Origin of the sequence: Paraburkholderia sp. 22099, assembly GCF_052045835.1 — a bacterium.
Taxonomy (GTDB): domain Bacteria; phylum Pseudomonadota; class Gammaproteobacteria; order Burkholderiales; family Burkholderiaceae; genus Paraburkholderia; species Paraburkholderia terricola.
Map to the genome: position 1 here is coordinate 41985 of NZ_JBQEPU010000021.1, position 19682 is coordinate 61666.

Genomic DNA, 19682 nt, shown 5'->3' on the forward strand with positions numbered 1-19682 from the left:
GCCACATTAATTAATTTCAATAGCGTGTCGCCATGGATCAATCGACAACGACTCAACCTATCGAACTGGCGGACACCGGGGCGCAGCCAGCCGCGGCCGCCGATCAACCGCCGATCCGCCTGCTGTTCCCGGCGCTGCTGCTCGTCATGCTGCTCGCCGCGCTCGATCAGACGATCGTCTCCACCGCGTTGCCGACGATCGTCGGCGAACTCGGCGGGCTCAACAATCTGTCGTGGGTGGTGACCGCCTACCTGCTGAGCTCGACCATCGTCGTGCCGCTGTACGGCAAGTTCGGCGACCTGTTCGGCCGCAAGATCGTGCTGCAAACGGCGATCGTGCTGTTCCTCGTCGGCTCCGCGCTGTGCGGCGTCGCGCAGGACATGACCCAGTTGATCGTGCTGCGCGCGCTGCAAGGGCTCGGCGGCGGCGGCCTGCTGGTCGTGACAATGGCCGCGATCGCGGACGTGATTCCGCCGGCCGAGCGCGGCCGCTATCAGGGCGTGTTCGGCGGCGTGTTCGGTCTCGCCACCGTGGTCGGGCCGCTGCTCGGCGGTTTTCTCGTCGAGCATCTCACGTGGCGCTGGATCTTCTACATCAACCTGCCGCTCGGCATCGTCTCGCTGCTCGTGATCGGCGCGGTGTTCAAGCCGCACGCGCGTCATGTGAAGCACACCATCGACTATATGGGCGCCGCCTTTCTCGCCGGCGCGCTCACCTGCATCATCCTGTTCACGAGCCAGGGCGGCACGATCCTGCCGTGGTCGTCGCCGCAACTGTGGTTCACGCTGGGCATGGGGCTGGTGGCGACCTGGGGCTTCATCCACGAAGAGCGCAGCGCGGTCGAGCCGATCATGCCGCTCGAGCTTTTCAAACAGCGCACGTTTTTGCTGAGCAGCCTGATCGGCTTCATCATCGGCGTGTCGATGTTCGGGGCGGTCACGTTCCTGCCGCTCTATTTGCAAGTGGTCAAGGGTTCGACGCCCACCCAAGCCGGCATCCAGATGCTGCCGATGATGGGCGGCCTGTTCGTGATGTCGATGGTGACCGGCCGCGTGATCAGCAAGATCGGCAGATACCGCATGTTCCCGATCGCCGGCACGTTGCTCGTGGCCGTCGCCATGCTGCTGCTCGCACGCCTGCAGATCGGCACGCCGATCCATGTGATGTATATCGACATGGGCATTCTCGGCTGCGGCCTCGGCATGGTGATGCAGGTGCTGATCCTCGCCGTGCAGAACAGCGTCGAGTTCAGGCATGTGGGCGTCGCCACGTCGGGCGCCACGCTGTTCCGTTCGATAGGCGGGTCGATCGGCGTGGCCGCGTTCGGCGCGGTGTTCTCGAACGGCCTTGCGTCGCGCCTCGAAAAACTGCTTCCGCCCGACACCGAATTGCCGCACGCGCTCGGGCCCACTGCCATTCACGCGTTGCCGCAAGCGTTGCGCGACGATTACCTGCATGCGTTCGCCGGCGCGCTGCACACGGTGTACCTCGCGGCGGCTTGCGTGGTGCTGGTTGCCTTTGCGCTCGCGTGGCTTTTAAAGGACCATCCGCTGCGCAAGCAGTGAGCGAAGCACTCGCGTCCGTTCGTCCTCCGACATGCGAGATGCTTCGCCATACTATGAATGTGCGCTAACGCACATAAGGTAGGTAGCAACTTCGATTGACGTTCGCAACGAAACGCCACATATTGCAGGCGGCGGCATCGCAAGCGTGCGCTTGCGCCCCGACACTCCCCGGCGCATGTGGATCGTGATTTCCGCGGACATCGCTCCTGCCTCAGCACGGTCCGGGGCATGCCGTATGGCATTGTTTTCCACAGGTGGGGCCACAGCATGTCCACCCAGTCAGCACCCGGACATAGTTTTCCAATGCCCTGCAATCGGTGTGGCGGCGCCCTGTACCGCCAGGTCGACTATTGCCCGTATTGCGGCGCGGCGCATCCGCTCGATACCAGCCCACCTAAGCGCACCGTCATTCCCGGCAGCCGCGCCAGCGCCATGAGCGGAGCGGCGCGCAACAGCGGCTTCGATCCCCTCGCACCTGGAGAAGTACAACTTGCGGCGGGTGCCGCGCGCGTCGGCGCGGCCGCGTCTGCCGAGGTCGCGCTGCATGCGCCGATAGCGGTGTCGCCGGATACGTCGATCCGTTCTCTCGCCGGCGCGCTTGATTCGCATGGCCGCGCCGCGCACCGGATTCGCGGGCTGCTATGGGCGATCGCGGCGATTGTCGGAATCGGCCTCGCCTATGTCGGCTATGCGCTATTCGGCGGCAGCCATGAAGCGCGCAACGGCAACAACGCGCAGTTGGCCGAAACCGATCAGGATGCGAGGACAACGACCACCACGACCGGAACGATCGCGCGCTATGCACCCGCTCAGTCGACGAATCAGGCGGCCGCTGTCGAGCCGGCCAAGGCTGACAATGCGATGAAGGCAACGCCGGCGACTCCCGCGACGCCGCTCGCGCCTGAAGCGGTGATGCAACCCGCCGCCCCGCGTTTTAGCGATGCCGGTCAAGCCATGCGTTCCGCGCGCCTCGCGTTCGACGCCAACGATCTATCCGCGGCGCAAGCCGCGCTCGGCGCCGCGCAAACGCTGCGACCGGAGAATACGGACGCACGGAACCTGGCGGCCGAACTGAAGCCGCTCACCGCGCGCCGCGACATCGCGTTGCAAGCGGCGCAACTCTGCGCCGCGCAACAGTCGTGGACCTGCGCGCGCCAGCACGCCAACGAGGCGCTCACTATCGACACAGGCAGCGAAACCGCCAAAACCATTTTGCAGCGCGTGATTCGCGAGACCGGCTGGAAGCCGCTCAGTCCAGCGCAAGCCGCATCGCCGTCGCCATCACCATCGCGGCAAGCCCGGTTGCCAACGCGTTTATCAAAAGGCGGTGCGCATTCGCGCGAGAAGCGCTTCTAACCTGAACCATAGGCGGAGGAGACCATGCTAAAGAGACTTCTGACGGGGTGGCTGGGGCTGGTGCTGCTGGCCGTGTCTTCGTTCGTTTTCGCGGAGCCCGCGCACTACAAGATCGTGACCGGTCCCGAACGAGGCACGTACATACAGATCGGTCAGGATCTGTCGAAATGGGTCGCGCAACCGGCGGGCATCGACCTGGAGGCGGTGGCCTCGAAGGGCTCGGCCGAGAACGTGCAGCGCATGCGCTTCGAACCCGGCGTGAAGCTGGCGCTGGTGCAATCCGACGTCTACCAGGCCTACATCGACATGGCCAACGCGGGCAACGCCGACGCCGGCACGGCGATCCGGCCGCTGCGGCTCATCATGCCGCTTTACGACGAGGAAATTAACGTCGTGGTGCGCGCGGACTCGCCGTTCAATACCTTCGCGGACATCAGGAACAAGCGCATCAGCGTCGGCCTGATCGGCAGCGGCACCGCTCAATCGGCCACGACGCTCTATCACCTGATGTTCGGCACGACGATTCCCGACCAGAACGTCGAGCACCTGAGCAACGAGGACGCGCTGGCCGCGTTGATCGTGAAGAAAGTGGACGTGGCGATCATCGTGGTCGGGCAGCCGGCGAAACTGTTCAACGACATGAATCCGGAACTGCTGCAGCAGATCCGCCTGCTGAAAGTCGATCCCGCCGCGCCCGAAACGGCGCGCGCCAAACAGACGTACTTCCCCGCGACGATCCGTGCGAGCAGCTATCCGAACTGGCTGAAGGAAGACGTGCCCACGCTGACCGTGAAAGCCTTTCTCGTCACCTACGATTACGGTCTGCGCGACACGGTCGGCAACCTGAATCACTTCGCCGACTCGCTCTGCGCGAACTTCGACACGCTGCAGGAACACGGCCACCCGAAGTGGAAGCAGGTGAAGCTCGAATTGCCGGGCCTCGTGCGTGGATGGAAGTACTACCCGCCGGTCGAGAAGCATCTTCGCGCGTGTCTCGCGAAGCGGAACGCCGCGCTCAGCGCGACGGCGGCGACGACGACGGCAAGGGCAACCGCGGCCCGGCCTGCGCAAAAACCCCGCGCCGCCTGCACGGATCAGGAACGGCTGCTTCTGCTGTGCAAATGAATCGGCGCGCGGGACGCGTTTGCTCAGGCGCGCGCCCGCTGCTTCGAAACAGCGGACGCTTCCATCGCCCGTTGCAGCGTCTCGTACACTTTCGGGCGGTTGCATTGCGAGACGTTAAAGCGCAGAAAACCGGCCGCCGATTGCGATGCGCTGAACACATTGCCGGGCGCGAACACCACACCGCCGGCTAGCGCGTGACGCGCGATGTCGGCGGCGTCGAGCGGGTCCGGCAAACGCGCCCACACGAACATGCCGGCGCGTGGCCGCGTCCATATTTCCAGGCCCGCATAGCCGAGCCGCCTGACCGTCTCGCCCATCGCGTCGGCGAGCTTCGCGCGCATCGACTCCAGATGCCGCCGGTAAGCGCCGTCCACCAGCAAACGATGCACGACGCTCGCCGCGAGCTGGCCGTTGCCGAACGAGGTGGCGAGCTTGAGATCGATCAGCGGCTCGATCCATTCGGCACGCGCGGCGATGTAACCGCAACGCACCGCCGCCGACAGCGTCTTCGAAAAGCTGCCGATCGACACCACGCGCGCGAGCCCGTCGAACGCGGCAAGACGCGGCGCGGCTTCCTCTTCGAAGTCCGCGAAAATGTCGTCCTCGACGATCAGCAGATCATGTTCGCCCGCGAGCTTCAGCAGCCGGTGCGCGACGGCCGGCGCGAGCGTCGCGCCGGTCGGATTGTGGATGGCCGAATTGGTCACATACAGGCGCGGACGGTGCTCGGTCAGCGCGCGTTCGAACGCCGCCAGATCGGGCCCGGACGGCGTATAGGGCACCCCGACGATGCGGGCGCGATGCGCGCGCAGCAGCGCCTGAAAGTTGAAATAGCACGGGTCGTCGATCAGCACCGTATCGCCGGGCTCGAGCAGAAAGCGGCACACGAGATCGAGCGCGTGCGTGCCGCCGTCGGTGAGCACGATCTGCTCGGGCGGCGCATCCACGCCGTGCTGCGCGAGCCGCCATGCGAGCTGTTGACGCAGCGCGGGCAGACCATACGGGCTCGCATAATCGGCGAGCGGCGACTGCGGGTCGCGCGCCACCGTCCGCAGCGCGCGACGCACGCCGTCTTCGGGCAGCCATGAGGCGGGCATCCAGCCGCAACCCGGCTTGAGAACTTTCGACCCCGCTTCCAGCGACTGCCGGGTCAGCCACAACGGATCGACCTCGCGATCGAGGCTCGGCCCGAGATCGGCAAGCGCGAGCGGCGGCGCATGGCCCGACACGAAGAAGCCGGACCCGCGGCGCGCCACGATCACGCCCTCCGCGACCAGCCGGTCGTAGGCTTCCACCACCGTCGACTTGGATACGCCGAGCGTTTCCGTCATCACGCGGATCGACGGCACGCGCGCGCCCGGCATGAGCGAACGGCTCGCAATGCGCTCGCGCAAGCTGTCCATCACCGTGCCGACACGCGTGCCCGACGCCCCCTGCATACCTCGACTTTCCGCCATCTGTACTGCTCCATGTTCGGTACAGTTTGTACGAATTGTACTGATCCGTAGCTTACCGTTTACGGCCGGAAAGCGGATGCTACGAATTCCGTTTTCACGTGCATGGACTTCATTGCAATGGACAAGACAACGAACGGCTGGATCAGCGGCATGATTGGCGTGTTGATCTTCAGCGGCTCGCTGCCCGCCACGCGCCTCGCGGTGCAAGGGCTCGATCCGGTGTTTCTGACGGTGGCGCGCGCGACGATCGCCGGCACGCTGGGCCTGGTGCTGCTGCTCGTGTTTCGCGAAGCCCGCCCGGCCCGGCGTGACCTGATTCCGCTGGTAGTCGTCGCGCTCGGCGTCGTGGTCGGCTTTCCGCTGTTGACGGCTCTCGCGCTGCGTCATGTGAACGCCGCGCATGCGGTGGTGTTCGTCGGCCTGCTGCCGCTCGCCACCGCGATCTTCGGCGTGCTGCGCGGCGGCGAGCGTCCGCAGCCGGCGTTCTGGCTGTTCTCGGCGCTGGGCAGCGGCGCGGTGGTTGCATTCGCCTTGCGTCACGGCCTCGATGCTTCGCCCGTCGGCGACGCGTTGATGCTGGCGGCGATCATCGTCTGCGGCCTGGGCTACGCCGAAGGCGCGCGTCTGTCGCGCCACCTCGGCGGCTGGCAGGTGATTTCGTGGGCCCTCGTTCTGTCGCTTCCGGTGATGGCGCCGCTCGCGTGGTGGGCGCGGCCCGCCTCGTTCGACGGCGTCGGTCATGCGGCGCTGTGGGGTCTCGCGTACGTGTCGCTCTTCAGCATGCTGATCGGCTTCGTGTTCTGGTATCGCGGACTCGCGCTCGGCGGCATCGCGGGCGTCGGGCAACTGCAGTTGCTGCAGCCGTTCTTCGGCTTGCTGCTCGCGGGGCTGCTTTTGCACGAACAGGTGCCGCCCGCGATGATCCTGGTCACGGTCGTGGTGGTGGCATGCGTGGCGGGCGCGCGGCGTTTCTCGCGAGCCGCGCCGGTGCGTCCGGCGGTCTGAGACAGCGAACGTCAACGCCAAGCCGGTGTGACCATACCGGGCATGTCGATTTTTGACTCCCTTCAAATTCGTGCGCGGGACGGGCATAGTCAAAGCTATCCTCAGACCCACCGGCCACCACAGGACCCGTATGAGCACCACCCACTCCGCGCCCGCGCCGTCCTCTTCCGACGCGGCAAGCGCCGCGCAGCCGCCCGGCGCCACGCTGCTCCGCGACGCCACCGAAGCCGATCTGCCCGCGATTCAGGCCATCTATGCGCATCACGTGCTGACCGGCGTCGCGTCGTTCGAGGAAACGCCGCCCTCCGTGGACGACTTGCGCACGCGGCTCGCGTCGGCGCGCAGCCACGGCTTGCCGTACATGGTCGCCGAGATCGACGGCGAGGTCGCCGGCTATTGCTACGCCACGCCGTACCGGCCGCGCGCCGCCTATCGCAACACCATCGAGGATTCGATTTACGTGAGCGACGCTTATCGTGGGCGCGGCCTGGGGCGTGTGCTGCTGCAAGCGCTGATCGAGCGCTGCGAACACGGACCGTGGCGCCAGATGGTGGCCGTGATCGCGGACGGCGGCAGCGGCGGTTCGCTGTCGCTGCATACGCAACTGGGTTTCGAATTGACCGGCACGTTGAAGGCGGTCGGCTTCAAGCATGGCCGATGGCTCGACACGACGTTGATGCAACGCACGCTGGGCGTGGGCGACTCGATCCCGCCGGACGACGTGGCGCGTTAACGCGGCGGCTGCACCGCTGCGCTGCCGACCCGCTACCGACGCCCGCCGACGTGCCCGCCCTGGTCGACGCCATCTGGCGCGTGCGGCCGCTGGCGATGGTGCTGACCGAAAGCGAAACGACCGGCGCGCTGGAAGAAGCCTCCGGTGATTATCCCGGCGACCGGGTCGCCGCAATCATGGCGAAAAAGCTCGGCCATCCGCTGGAAGGCGCGGCGACGGAGCGCGCCAGCGCGAAAAAGAACAAGCGTGAGAAGTAGCGCACGCGGCGCGCATCATATTCAAATCTCCATTGCTTCGTTTGACGGGCGCAACGTCCATGCGACGATCGCCCAACGAACTCATCGAACGCAATGGAGAATCACCGGATGCACCGTCACACCCGTTTGTCACTTCACCTCGCCGCCGCGTTGCTCGCGGCGTTCACGACCTTGAGCGCCGCCGCGCAAACCAACGGCAGCGGCGGCGGCGAGCCGGCCAAGGTGCTGCGCATCGGTTATCAAAAATCGGGCTTGCTCGCGGTGCTCAAGGCGCAAGGCTCGCTCGACGAGAAGCTCAAACCGCTCGGCTATAGCATCAAGTGGTTCGAATTCCCCGCGGGACCGCAATTGCTCGAAGCGCTGAACGCCGACAGCATCGACTTCGGCTATACCGGCGCCCCGCCGCCGGTGTTCGCGCAAGCCGGCGGCGTGCGCTTCGTGTACGTGGGCGCGGAGCCGGCCGGGCGTCATTCAGAAGCCATTCTGGTCAAGAACGATTCGGCGCTGCGCGGCGTGAGCGATCTGAAAGGCAAGCGCGTCGCGCTGCAAAAAGGCTCGAGCGCGAACTATCTGCTGCTCGAAGCGCTGAAAAAAGCGGGCCTGCGTTACGAGGACATTCGGCCGGTCTATCTGCCGCCCGCCGATGCGCGCGCCGCCTTCGAAAGCGGCGACGTCGATGCGTGGGTGATCTGGGACCCTTACTATGCCTCCGCACAACAAGCGCTGAAGGCGCGCACGCTGGCCGACTATTCCGAACTCGACGGTCCATACAACTTCTACGAAGCGACGCGCGACTTCGCGCGGCAGCATCCCGATGTAGTCGGTGCGATTCTCGGTCAGTTGCGCAGCGCAGGATTGTGGGTCAACGCGCATCCGGTTGAAACCGCGGCACTGATCGCGCCGAAGGTCGGCCTCGATCAGAAGCTGGTCGAAACCTGGGTGCGCCGCTACCCCTACGGCACCACGCCCGTTACCGACGAGATCGCGCGCGCCCAGCAAGTGGTCGCCGACGCGTTTTACGGCGCGCATCTGATTCCGCAAAAAATCACCGTGAAGGACAACGTCTGGCAAAACCGCGAAGTCGCCGCGGCGCTGGTCGCCAAGTGATTCTTCCGCGCGGCCGCCGGCCGTGTTTCACACGGCTAAATCCGCGCGCACACATGTGGCCGCTGCGGTTGCGCCTGACCGAACGCGTGAGCGCGGTGCGCGATCCGGCGCGGATGCGCAATGCGATCAACGGTCTGAACCTCTACCGCGACAATTTCATCGACAGGCTGCTGCACCCGCGCGCGCGGCGAGCGTACGCGCCGGTGCAATTCATCGTGCTGTTGCACGACCGTTACGTTGGGCCCGCGCTCTCGCTTGGACTGGAAGGCTGGCTCGGCGCGTATCACCGCATCGAGATCGACGCGGGCCATTGGGTCGTGCCGCGCGAACCCGAGCGTATCGCGGCCTGCATCGAACGCTTTGCCGCACGGCGCGAAGCGAGTCGTGACGGTGGCGGCGACGCGTCGTTCAACGCGCACGCGGCAGGCGTGTGAACAAGGTCGGATAGTCGATCACGAAGCCGTCTTCGTCCACCGACAGGTTCGCGGTGAAATTGCGAAAGATGCCCTCGTAGCGATACTCGCGATTCACCTCGACACATGAATACGCCTGCTCGACGCGCGTGACCTGCAAATCCGGCGTCGAGATGTACGCCACTGAAATCGGCTGACGCTCGCCCTCGGCCAGTTGCAAACGGCGGATCGGCAGCGTGTTCGTGAACGGCGTGGCGGCGATGTCGATATCGACGCAGCCCTCGATTGCGCTCAGCACGAGGCCGTGACCGTCGCGCCAATTGCCGGCGCCGTCGCCATGCAATTCGAGTTCGCCGCCGCCGACAATCTTGAGCCACGCATACCGGGTGCGCCACTGCGCATCGCAGCGCACCTCGTAGTGCAGGCCATACGCCTTGCCGTAACGCTGCCCGACCACGGCGCTTTCCACCGCGAATCCGTCCTCGCGCGTTTCGAACGCCAGATGTTCGATGCCGTCGCCCTCTTCCGATGCCCAGCGTAATTCACGCATTACCCTGTCTCCTCGTGAAGCGGCGCAGCGTGCGCGCGCCGGGCTCTTATCGTAGCGCGAAAGGTTGTGGCCCGCCGGTATCGCTCTTCGTATGCGAGTGCCGGCGGGCCTGTTAGGATTCAACGAACGCACTGGCCGATTGCGGCATGGCATGTGCCCTTGGCGGCGTGATCGTTGCGCTCGGGTCCGAAGCGGCTGAAGGTGCGGCAACCGCCAACGCCGCCAATCTTTGCCGGTACGCGAACTAGCGTCATGCGCCTCGACCACGACTCGGTTCGTGCGGTCAGCGCTCATCAAGCCATCCCTGGAGACGAACATGTCGTTCACTCACACGCCCACCGGACGCGTCGCCGAAACGGGGCCGCTGTCCGACGCGGAACAGCAGACCCGCGTCGACCTCGCGGCCGCTTATCGCCTCGCGGCGCTCAACGGCTGGGACGATCTGATCTACACGCATATCTCGGCGAGCGTCCCCGGCGAACCCGGCCACTTTCTGATCAATCCGTTCGGCCTCGCGTTCGACGAAGTGCGCGCATCCAATCTCGTGAAGATCGACATCGAAGGCAAGCTTGTCGGTGAAAGCGCGCACGCGGTCAACGCAACCGGTTTCGCGCTGCACGCGGCCGTGCACGCCGCGCGCGCCGACGCCTTCTGCGTGATGCATTTGCACAATACGGCGGGTGTCGCGGTTTCGATTCAGCCGGCAGGTCTGCTGCCGGCGTCGCAACACGCTTTACGCTTTTACGGCTGCCTCGCCTATCACGACTACGAGGGTCTCGCGTTCACGCGGGCCGAGGGCCAACGTCTCGTCGCGCATCTCGCCGACAAGCCGGCCATGCTGTTGCGCAATCACGGCACGCTCACGGTCGGCCGCACCGTCGCCGAGGCCTATGTGCTGATGGCGACGCTGATCAAGGCCTGCGAAATCCAGTTGCAGGCGCAAGCGTGCGGCGCGGAACTGGTGGTGCCGGGCGATGCGATCGCCGCACGCACGGCGGAACAACTGTACGACGGCGGCGCGATCGAGGGCGCGCTCGAATGGCCCGCCTTGCTGCGCAAGCTCGACCGGATCGATCGCGGCTATCGCGATTGAAGCCGCTCTGCACGCCGACCTTCGGCTCAATCCATCAATCAAACGGAGTCACGCAATGCCCACGTTTCATATCGAACTCTTCGAAGGCCGCTCGCTGGAGCAGAAACGCCAGTTCGTCGAAGCCATCACCAAGGCGACCTGCGAATCGCTCGGCGTCGAGCCGAATTCGGTCGACATCATCCTGACCGACGTCAAACGCGAAAACTGGGCAACGGGTGGGCGCTTGTGGTCCGACGCGGACGCTTGAACGTTCGAGTACATCGCGGCGCGGGGCGCGGTTCTCACGTTATCGACAGATAACGGCACTGAGCGCTGGAGAATTTGCCACTGGCAACGGCTGCCGATGCGAAGTCCCGCGATCTGCCGATGGTGACGTTTGTATGACTGAATGCGCTGGTCGGGCCGCCACGCGCATTACCGCAAAGCGCGCGTCGCCGAAGATGCTGCGCGCGTTGCGCGCGCAGCCGGAGGAGGGTCAGCGACGCTTATTTAAACGCGTCGCTGTGGCGGCATAACAACACACCGCCGCCATACGAGCCCGATCAGAAGCGGTGAATGATGCCCACGCCGGCAGCAAACTGGCTGCGCGACGACGAAGGCGCACTGTTCTGGCCGTCGCCGATACTGGCCGTCGCGTTGATGATGCTCGTGCCGTTGTTTCCAATCGTCTGGCCGCTCGCACGCTGATAGGCTTCCAGCGCATACAGGCCGGTACGCTTGGACAGGCTGTAGTACTGCGAGAGGTTGAACTGCTGATAACGAGCCGCGCTCGAAATGCCGTTCGACTCGGTTGCGCGCGTGTAGCTATAGCCAGCGGCCAGGTCGAGTGCCGTCAGCGGCTTGAAGTGCACCACGGCGCCGGCCGTGTTGAACGTCGCCTGATGACGGAACGCCGAGCCCACGCCCGGAATGTATTGCACGTTCGAGTACGAGAACGACACGTCCCACTGCGAGTTGAACGCGTAGCCGCCCGTCACGGCAACGCGCTGCTGCGCCTGCGCGGTCCGATAGCCGTTGTTGATCGCCGACACGCCCGTTTGCGCGCCGTTGTTCGACGTGGCGGAGTCCGCGCCCCACGCGCCGCCGCCAGGCGTCGAGTTGTTGATGCGCTGGAAGCCGGCTGCGATACCGAACGGACCGTTCAGGTACTGCAATGCCGCGCTCCAGGTCGAACCCGCGTTCAGGCTGCCCGGCACGCCGCCGAACGAATACGAACCGCTTGCCGTGAAGCCGTAGAACTTCGGCGACGTGTACACCAGCGAGTTATTCGTGCGATACACCGTATCGAGCGAATCGATGTCGCCCGGGTGCGCGCCGTAGGCGCCGGTCAGCCACGTGGTCGGGCTATACGGCGAGAGCAGCGTGTAATAGGCCGTGTACTGGCGGCCGGCCGTCAGCGTACCGTAGGTGGTATTGGTCACGCCGACCCAAGCCTGGCGGTTGAATGCCAGGCCCGAGACGCCCTGCGCGCCGGTCGCGCTGTTAAAGCCCTGTTCCAACTGGAAAATGGCCTTCGTGCCGCCGCCCAGGTCCTCACCGCCCTTCAGGCCGAAGCGGCTGCCCGCCCACACCCCGTTGACCATCTTCACGACCGAGCGGCCGCCCGAGGTCGAACCGAGCGACGTCTGGCTGCTCTGATAGCCGATCCCCGCGTCGACGATCCCGTACAGCGTCACGCTGCTCTGAGCGTGCGCGCCGAGGGCGACCAACCCAAGGGCCGAGGTTGCTAGTACCTTTTTCATTTCTGCTCCTCTTAAAAAATTATTCTGTATGTCCGGCGTCGCCTGTGCGGCGCGCCGGCTTCGCAATCGATAATTCGGGAATTCGGGAATTCAGCTCAAAACACCGGATGCCCATTGATCACACTCGGCAACCAGGTCGAGAACATCGGTACGTACGTGACGATGTTGATCGCGGAGAAGATAGCCAGGTAATAAGGCCACGCCACCTTGGTAGTTTCCCCGATCGACACATTGCCAATCGCGCAGCCGATGAATTGCACCGACCCGATCGGCGGGTGCACGAGGCCCAACGCGCAGTTCAGCAGGATCATGATGCCGAACTGCACCGGACCCACGCCGCTGTGCATCGCCATCGGCAGGAACAGCGGCGTGGTGATCAGGATGTGCGCCGCCATGTCGACGAACGTGCCGAGGAAAATCTGAATCAGGTTGATGTACAGCAGCATCAACCAGGGGATGCTCGTCGCGCCGTTGAGCATGTGTTCGATCGCGTCGGGAATCTCCAGATAGGCCATCTGGAAACGCAGCATGTTCGACACGCCGATCAGCAGCAGCACCACGCCGGTCGTCTTGGCGGCCTTGGCGAGCGCGAACGAGAGCTTCTTCAGCGTCATCGTGCGATACACGACGATGGTCAGCACCAGCGAATAGGCCACCGCGATCGCCGCCGCTTCGGTCGCCGTCGCAATGCCCTTGGCCACGCAGACCAGAATGATCGCGATCACCATCAGGCCCGGCAATGCGCCGAGGAACGTGCGGCACACCGCGAACCAGCCGGGAAAGCGCTGCACGCCGGTCGAGCCGTCGGGACGGCGCGGATAGCCGTGCTTGACCGCTTGCCAGTAGGCGGCGATCAGCACGAAACCCATCACCCATAGAACCGGCAGCAGACCGGAGAACAGCAGGTCGCCGATCGAGACGCCGCTCATCTGATGCCCGTTCAGCGTCCCCGTGATGCCCTGCGCCGCGAACGCGTAGATGATCATGTTCGTCGAGGTCGGCATCAACGCGCCCGCCAGCGACGAATGGGTCGTGACGTTGACCGCGTACGCCGCGCTGTAGCCTTCGCGCTTCATCAACGGAATGACCACGCCGCCCATCGCGGACGTATCCGCCGTGGGCGAACCGGACACGCCGCCGAACAGCGTGCACGCGACCACGTTGGCCATGCCGAGCCCGCCGCGGAAATGCCCCACCGTGGCCTGCGCGAAACGCAGGATGCGGTCGGCGATGCCGCCGTGCAGCATCAGTTCGCCGGAGAAAATGAAGAACGGCACCGCGAGGAATGAAAACGCGTTCATTCCCGACACCATCGACTGCATCGCGGTGGCCGCGGGCAAGCCCTCATACAGATAGGTCAGGACGCACGAGAGCCCCAACGCGAACGAAACAGGCACCCCGAGAACGAGGAAGACGAGAAAACTAATGGAGAGAAGGGCAAGTTCCATGATTGTTCTATTTGTTTTTTCTGGCGAAAAGCGCCAGCAGATGCTCGAACGAGAACAGCGCGATGCAGACGCTGGCGATGACCGGAATGACGTAGCGCAGCGCTTCGGGCAGGCCCAGAATCGGAATCCGGTCTTCCATCGTGGTCTCCGCCATCTGCAGGCTGCCGAAGAAAATGGCCACGGCCAACGCGATCAGGCACAGATGCTGGAACGCCTCCGCAACGACCTGGCCCTTGGGCGACAGGCTCTTCACGAGCGAGTCGAGTCCGATATGGCCGCTCTCGCGGACCTTGAGCGCGGCGCCGAACATCGCGATCACGATCACCAGCAAGAGCGCGATCGGTTCGACGAAATCGGGCGCGTCGCTGAATACGTAGCGCATCACGACGCCGTAGATCACGAGCAGGCTCAGCACGGCGAGACTCACCGACGCCACGATCACCAGCACGCGGAATAGAAAATCATTTGGTCGCTTCATGAATTTCATTGACCCCATCCTTGCATACGACGCATCCGTCTTTAATATCCAGTCATCCCGCTGGACGTCGCCGGTTCAGCGGATCGCACGAAGAAAAGCCCTTGTTTATCGGGCTTTTCTCCGCTACGGCGTATCCGCTATACGAGCCTTATTTGATTGCCTGGATCTCGTCGACCAGTTGCTTCATTTGCGGGGTTTTTTCGTACTTCGCCCACACCGGCTGCATCACCTTGACGAAAGCCGCGCGATCGATCTGCGACGATGCGACGATCGACGCCCCGTTCTTGGTGACGGCCTTGCTTGCGTCGTTTTCACGCGCGGTCCACAGCTTCTGGTAGTACGGCACCGAGTCGGCGGCCGCCTTCTTGATGATCTCCTGCTGCTGCGGCGTGAGCGTGTCCCAGATCTTCTTGGAGAACACCAGCACTTCCGGCGTCATCGAATGCTGGGTTTCCGAGTACACCGGCGCGACCTCGAAGTGCTTGGTCTCTTCGTACGACGGCAGGTTGTTTTCCGCGGCATCCACGAGACCCGTCTTCAAGCCCGTATAGACTTCGGCGAACGGCATCGGCGTCGGCGTGCCGCCCATCGCCCTGATTTCGTCGACCATCAGATCGGAAGGCTGAACGCGCACCTTGAGACCCTTCATGTCGGAAGGCGAATGGATCGGCTTTTTCGTGTAGATGGAACGCGCGCCGCTCTCGTAGAACGTCAGCGCGATCATGCCCTTCGCCTTGAAGGCGTCGAGAATCTTCTGGCCTTCGGGGCCGTACATCACCTTGCGGAAGTGGTCGATGTCGCGGAACAGGAACGGCAGCGACGGAATCATCGATTCGGGAACGATCTCGTTGAACGCGGCGCCGTTGGCGCGAGTCATGTCGAGCGCGCCGATGCGCACCTGGTCGATCGTGTCGTTCTCGGAGCCCAGCGCGCTGTTGCCGAAGACCTTCACGGAATCCTTGCCGCCGGTCGCCTTGCTGATCTGCTCACCCATGTACTTCACGGCCATGTTGGTCGGATAGGTGTCGCCATGCACGTCCGACACACGGAACACGCGCGCTTGCGCCGACACGGTGCTAAATGCCAGCACGGAGGCCGCGACAAGCAGCGAAAGGCGGCAAATGCGAGAAGAGGCAGACTTCTTGTTCATCGTGACATTCCTTGAAAATAGATCATCCAATCGCGGAGGGCCGCTCGTTGAGGCCGCTCCCGGATGTGACATGGTTTTGATGCGTCTCCCGGCTCACGCGCTCGGCCCTGGCGGGTATGACGCGCGTTTCGCCGTGCTGGCCCGCGCAACGTCCCCGGCACGGATACCCAACACTCCTGTCAGACAACTCGACTTCTTTTACTTCTACTGCGTCGGCATGCAGCTCATTCGCGAAGGCTCGCGCACGAGATAGATACGTTGCCCGCCCTGTCCGTCTCGAAATTCGAAGAAAGGAATCTGTTTGGGCTTATACGTTGTACGACGACGCACGAAGTCTATAAAACGAGTTTTGACTTGTACAGACGGTAGTTACCCGCACAGCGAACGCGCTCGGCATGAAGGCACTCATGGCGTGCCTGTACGCTTGGCAGGGAGAATGGATAGCGAATACAGCGCATGAGATGCGCTATGTTTTTCGTAGCGAAGCCGAGAGATACGATCGGGGCTTTACGCCACGATGTTGTACGACGAGTGATGAATATGGGTGAAGGTGTTGCGCCAGGGCGACTCCCGACGCAACACCGATGCAAGCGCCGCTTACAGGTCGCCAGCGTATTCAGGCTCCGGCAACCCCGCCACTCCGGGACGCACGGCGAAGAGGTGTCCGTCATGTTCGCTCGCGCCCGTTGCGGGACGAATCGACGTGACGAACAACGTATCGAGTTCGCGCCCACCGAACGCGCACATGGCCGGCTTGGTGGCGGGCACGGCGATCCGCCGGTCGAGCCTGCCTTGCGGCGTGAAGCGCAACAGCAGACCCGCATCGTTCGCGCAGATCCAGTAGCAGCCGTCGGCATCCACCGCTGCGCCGTCGGGACGGCCCGCGTGGTCGTTCAGATCGGCGAAGACGCGCCGGTTGCGCGGCTCGCCTGACTCGAAGTCGTAGTCGAACGCCCAGATCTGCCTGCGCAGAGGATGCGAATCGGAGAGGTACATCGTCGCGCCATCCGGCGACCAGGCGAGGCCATTTTGCGTGATCAGCCTGTCGACGACCGGCCCGGACAACACGCCGCGCTCATCGAACCGATACAGCGCGCCGGCGGGATTGGCGGCCGCCATGTCCTGCACCATCGTGCCGGACCAGAAGCGCCCTTGACGATCGCAACGGCCGTCGTTGAAACGCATGTCATCGAACGGAAATGCGGGCGCGGCCAGCTTGCGTGCCGTCGCCTTTAGCGGTTCGCCGCCCGGTGCATCGCTCGCCGCTGCTTCAGTGAGCGCGACCGCGAAAAGGCCCGTCTCGCAGCCGGCCAGCACTGTGCCGCGACGATCGAACGCAATGCAGGCCACCTTCTCCGGCAGCAACCATTCGGAACGCTCCGCCGAGTCGAGCCGCAGCCGCACGATCTTCCGCGCCGGGATATCCACCCAGTAAAGCGCCTGCTCCGCCGCGCGCCACACCGGGCTCTCGCCGACCAGCGCGGGCGCCTGCCCTGCTCCGCCGACTCGTTCCACGCGCGGGTTCGCCGTCGCGCTCACCGCTTCGGCTCCATCGGACCGGCAAGCACGAACGCGCCGCCCTGAAAACGCTGGGTCGGATCGTCGAAATCAGTAGTGGGAGCCGTGACCGGAAACAGGTGCTCGAACTCGACCGAACTGTCTTGCGGACGAAAACCGAGAAACGCCGCTTTCGTGTTGTCCACCCACTTGGTGCGGTTATCCGACACGCCGTAGACGATCGCATGTCCCACGCGGTTGGTGAACAGCGAGCAACGCACCAGCTCGATGAAGTCGCGATAGCTCAGATACGTCACGAGCATGCGCGGATTCTTCGGCTGCTCGAACGACGAGCCGATCCGCAGACACACCGTCTCGAGACCGAAGCGGTCGAAGTAGTAGCGCGACAGCGATTCGCCGAAGCACTTGGTCACGCCATACAGACTGTCGGGGCGCAACGGCGCGTCGATGTCGACCACCGAGGTCACCGGATGAAAACCCACCGCGTGATTCGAGCTCGCATACACGATGCGCTTCACGCCCTGCTTCTGCGCGGCCGAATACAGGTTGTACAGCCCGCGGATGTTCGCCTCGAGCAGAGCTTCGAACGGCGCCTCGACGGAAATGCCGCCGAGATGGATCACCGCGTCCACCCCTTCGAGCAGTGCGTGAACGGCGGCTTCATTCGCGAGGTCGACGGTCGATGCTTCCTCGTGCGCCGCCACGTCGCCGAGCGGCGCGATATCGGTCACGCGCACGATATCGGCCCATGCCGCGAGCGCGCCGCGCAACTGCGTGCCCAGATTGCCGGCGGCGCCGGTCAGCAGAAGGCGGCGGAAAGGTTTTCGCGCCGCGGCGCGGTCAGGATTCGAATCGGTCATGTCTCTAGTCGATGTCTTCGTTGTTTCTTAACGGCTGTCGGGTCAGGTCACCGGCGCCGGGTTGAACAGCGTCAGCGCATTGTGGAGCTTGAGCTTCTCCGCGCAAGTCTCCTTACGCCCGCTGGCGATGTCGAGCATCAGGCGGAACAGTTCCCAGCCCACTTCGTCGATGGTCGCGGCGCCGGTTGCGATGGTGCCCGCGTTGACGTCCATCAGATCATGCCAGCGGCGCGCGAGATCCGAGCGCGTGGCGACCTTGATGACGGGCACTTCCGCGAGACTGTACGGCGTGCCGCGGCCGGTGGTGAACACATGCAGGTTGATGCCGGCGGCGACCTGCAACGTGCCGCAGATGAAATCGCTCGCCGGCGTGGCCGCGTAAATGAGGCCCTTCTGGCGGACCTTTTCGCCGGGCGACAACACGCCGGAGATCGCCGAATTGCCCGACTTGATGATCGACCCCATCGCCTTTTCGACGATGTTCGACAAGCCGCCCTTCTTGTTGCCCGGCGTGGTGTTCGCGCTGCGGTCCGCGCCGCCGCGCTTCAGATAATCGTCGTACCACTGCATTTCGCGGATGATCGCCGCTGCCACGTCCGCGTTGGCCGCACGCGCCGTCAGTTGATCGACGCCGTCGCGCACCTCGGTGACTTCGGAGAACATCACGGTTGCACCGGCGCGCACCAGCAGGTCGGTTGCGAAGCCCACGGCGGGATTGGCAGTCAGCCCCGAGAACGCGTCGCTGCCGCCGCATTGCACGCCGACCACCAGGTCGGACGCGGGACAGGTCTCGCGGCGGCGATTGTTCAGCCGCTTCAGATGACCTTCGGCCATCTTCATGATCGACTCGATCATCGACTGGAAACCGACGTGCGCCTCGTCCTGTAGCACGACCACGTCGCCGTTCAGATCGGCTGCGACGTCGCCGATGTCCGCGACCTCGGCCACATTGGCGGCCGCGGCAATCGGAATCGTGCCCGGCGGCATCAGGCGTTCAGGCTGCAGCTTTTCGCAACCGAGGCTGACCATCATCACCTCGCCGCCGAAATTCGGATTCAGGCTGATGTTGCGCACGGTGCGAATCGGCACCATCGCGTCGGGCGCGTCGATCGCGACGCCACAGCCGTAGGTGTGGCCGAGGCTCACCACGTCGTCGACATTGGGATACTTCGGCAGCAATTCGGCCTTGATGCGCGTGACCGCATGCTCAACCACGTCGGCCACGCACTGCACCGTGGTCGTGATCGCCAGAATATTGCGCGTGCCGACCGAGCCGTCGGCATTGCGGTAACCCTCGAACGTGAAGCCTTCGAGCGGCGGCATCTCCGGCGCCTTGATCGTGGCGATCGGCAGATCCTCGAGGCCCGGCGGGTTCGGCATGCGGATCACGTGTTCGTTGATCCAACTGCCCTTGGGCAAGGCCTTGAGCGCATAGCCGATCACCACGTTATAGCGGATGACCTCGTCGCCTTCGGCCAGATCGGCCAGCGCGACCTTGTGCCCTTGCGGCACGCGCTCGCGCAATACGAGACCATCGGGGAAAACTGCGCCTTCACCCAGGCCGCCGTCGTTGACGACGATCGCGACGTTGTCGTTGGGGTGGACGCGAATATAGAGCGGGGGTTGTTCCATTGCATCGATCCTTAATGGCGTTTCACGCCTGCTGCGCCAGATTCATACGTCATCCTACAACATGAAATATCGCGCAGACGTTCCGTATTTACCCTAGGACACGCATTATGCCGCGAAATCAGCGTTGAGTTAGCCGATTTCTTGTTGTACGATGACGTATAAGAAATCTTGATTTCTGTCTATTTACCTCTAT

At 64.1% G+C, this 19682-nt stretch carries 19 protein-coding genes; 10 read left to right on the forward strand and 9 right to left on the reverse strand.

Annotation, left to right across the window (positions count from 1 at the left end; translation table 11 throughout):
* The first annotated feature begins 32 nt into the window (after positions 1–32).
* The 3 genes from ACTJLC_RS20315 to ACTJLC_RS20325 all read left to right on the forward strand — a co-directional run bounded on the left by ACTJLC_RS20315 (position 33) and on the right by ACTJLC_RS20325 (position 4046).
* Positions 33–1565: an MDR family MFS transporter gene (locus ACTJLC_RS20315; protein WP_310120163.1), complete on the forward strand. Its 1533-nt coding sequence runs from the start codon at positions 33–35 to the stop codon at positions 1563–1565.
* 303 nt (positions 1566–1868) lie between these two features.
* Complete coding sequence (locus tag ACTJLC_RS20320; protein ID WP_310317465.1) at positions 1869–2921, forward strand: hypothetical protein; 1053 nt, start codon at positions 1869–1871, stop codon at positions 2919–2921.
* Positions 2922–2945: 24 nt separating this feature from the next.
* Positions 2946–4046 (forward strand): TAXI family TRAP transporter solute-binding subunit, encoded by a 1101-nt coding sequence (locus tag ACTJLC_RS20325; protein ID WP_310317468.1) that lies wholly within the window; start codon positions 2946–2948, stop codon positions 4044–4046.
* 23 nt (positions 4047–4069) lie between these two features.
* On the opposite strand, the gene ACTJLC_RS20330 is transcribed toward ACTJLC_RS20325, so the two are convergent.
* Positions 4070–5503 (reverse strand): aminotransferase-like domain-containing protein, encoded by a 1434-nt coding sequence (locus tag ACTJLC_RS20330; RefSeq protein ID WP_310132849.1) that lies wholly within the window; start codon positions 5501–5503, stop codon positions 4070–4072.
* 117 nt (positions 5504–5620) lie between these two features.
* On the opposite strand from ACTJLC_RS20330, the gene ACTJLC_RS20335 reads away from it, so the two are divergent.
* The 5 genes from ACTJLC_RS20335 to ACTJLC_RS20355 all read left to right on the forward strand — a co-directional run bounded on the left by ACTJLC_RS20335 (position 5621) and on the right by ACTJLC_RS20355 (position 9039).
* The gene (locus ACTJLC_RS20335) at positions 5621–6508 is read left to right on the forward strand and encodes a DMT family transporter (RefSeq protein ID WP_310132851.1); all 888 of its coding nucleotides are present in this window, start codon (positions 5621–5623) and stop codon (positions 6506–6508) included.
* Positions 6509–6638: 130 nt separating this feature from the next.
* Complete coding sequence (locus ACTJLC_RS20340; protein ID WP_440844961.1) at positions 6639–7241, forward strand: N-acetyltransferase family protein; 603 nt, start codon at positions 6639–6641, stop codon at positions 7239–7241.
* Positions 7242–7291: 50 nt separating this feature from the next.
* Positions 7292–7498: a hypothetical protein gene (locus ACTJLC_RS20345; protein ID WP_374709866.1), complete on the forward strand. Its 207-nt coding sequence runs from the start codon at positions 7292–7294 to the stop codon at positions 7496–7498.
* 108 nt (positions 7499–7606) lie between these two features.
* Complete coding sequence (locus tag ACTJLC_RS20350) at positions 7607–8605, forward strand: sulfonate ABC transporter substrate-binding protein (RefSeq protein ID WP_310132856.1); 999 nt, start codon at positions 7607–7609, stop codon at positions 8603–8605.
* Positions 8606–8658: 53 nt separating this feature from the next.
* Positions 8659–9039 (forward strand): hypothetical protein, encoded by a 381-nt coding sequence (locus tag ACTJLC_RS20355; RefSeq protein WP_374709867.1) that lies wholly within the window; start codon positions 8659–8661, stop codon positions 9037–9039.
* Here the strand turns inward: ACTJLC_RS20355 and ACTJLC_RS20360 are convergent.
* Positions 9014–9568, reverse strand: a complete 555-nt coding sequence (locus tag ACTJLC_RS20360; RefSeq protein ID WP_310317471.1) for a putative glycolipid-binding domain-containing protein — start codon at positions 9566–9568, stop codon at positions 9014–9016. The genes ACTJLC_RS20355 and ACTJLC_RS20360 overlap by 26 nt on opposite strands.
* A gap of 316 nt (positions 9569–9884) precedes the next feature.
* Between ACTJLC_RS20360 and ACTJLC_RS20365 the strand changes: the two genes are divergently transcribed.
* Together ACTJLC_RS20365 and ACTJLC_RS20370 are read left to right on the forward strand one after the other, a co-directional pair.
* Complete coding sequence (locus ACTJLC_RS20365; protein WP_114163634.1) at positions 9885–10661, forward strand: class II aldolase/adducin family protein; 777 nt, start codon at positions 9885–9887, stop codon at positions 10659–10661.
* Complete coding sequence (locus tag ACTJLC_RS20370; RefSeq protein ID WP_310132862.1) at positions 10543–10908, forward strand: 4-oxalocrotonate tautomerase; 366 nt, start codon at positions 10543–10545, stop codon at positions 10906–10908. The genes ACTJLC_RS20365 and ACTJLC_RS20370 overlap by 119 nt, the downstream gene beginning before the upstream one ends.
* Positions 10909–11203: 295 nt before the next feature.
* Here ACTJLC_RS20370 and ACTJLC_RS20375 read toward each other — a convergent pair whose 3' ends face one another.
* From ACTJLC_RS20375 to garD, 7 genes are all read right to left on the reverse strand, one after another.
* Positions 11204–12403 carry a porin gene (locus tag ACTJLC_RS20375; protein WP_073430899.1) on the reverse strand — a complete coding sequence of 400 codons (1200 nt, stop codon included), beginning with the start codon at positions 12401–12403 and terminating at the stop codon, positions 11204–11206.
* 95 nt (positions 12404–12498) lie between these two features.
* The gene (locus ACTJLC_RS20380; protein ID WP_073430898.1) at positions 12499–13851 is read right to left on the reverse strand and encodes a TRAP transporter large permease; all 1353 of its coding nucleotides are present in this window, start codon (positions 13849–13851) and stop codon (positions 12499–12501) included.
* A 7-nt stretch (positions 13852–13858) separates the two neighbouring features.
* A complete protein-coding gene (locus ACTJLC_RS20385; RefSeq protein ID WP_073430897.1) occupies positions 13859–14338 on the reverse strand; it encodes a TRAP transporter small permease in 480 nt (159 codons plus the stop codon).
* Positions 14339–14477: 139 nt separating this feature from the next.
* Positions 14478–15479, reverse strand: coding sequence for a TRAP transporter substrate-binding protein (locus ACTJLC_RS20390; protein ID WP_073430896.1), 1002 nt, complete (start codon positions 15477–15479; stop codon positions 14478–14480).
* A gap of 597 nt (positions 15480–16076) precedes the next feature.
* The gene (locus ACTJLC_RS20395) at positions 16077–17018 is read right to left on the reverse strand and encodes an SMP-30/gluconolactonase/LRE family protein (protein WP_310132867.1); all 942 of its coding nucleotides are present in this window, start codon (positions 17016–17018) and stop codon (positions 16077–16079) included.
* Positions 17015–17857: an NAD-dependent epimerase/dehydratase family protein gene (locus tag ACTJLC_RS20400; protein ID WP_154874924.1), complete on the reverse strand. Its 843-nt coding sequence runs from the start codon at positions 17855–17857 to the stop codon at positions 17015–17017. The genes ACTJLC_RS20395 and ACTJLC_RS20400 overlap by 4 nt, the downstream gene beginning before the upstream one ends.
* Positions 17858–17899: 42 nt before the next feature.
* A complete protein-coding gene (gene garD, locus ACTJLC_RS20405) occupies positions 17900–19489 on the reverse strand; it encodes a galactarate dehydratase (RefSeq protein WP_073430893.1) in 1590 nt (529 codons plus the stop codon).
* Positions 19490–19682 lie beyond the last annotated feature (193 nt).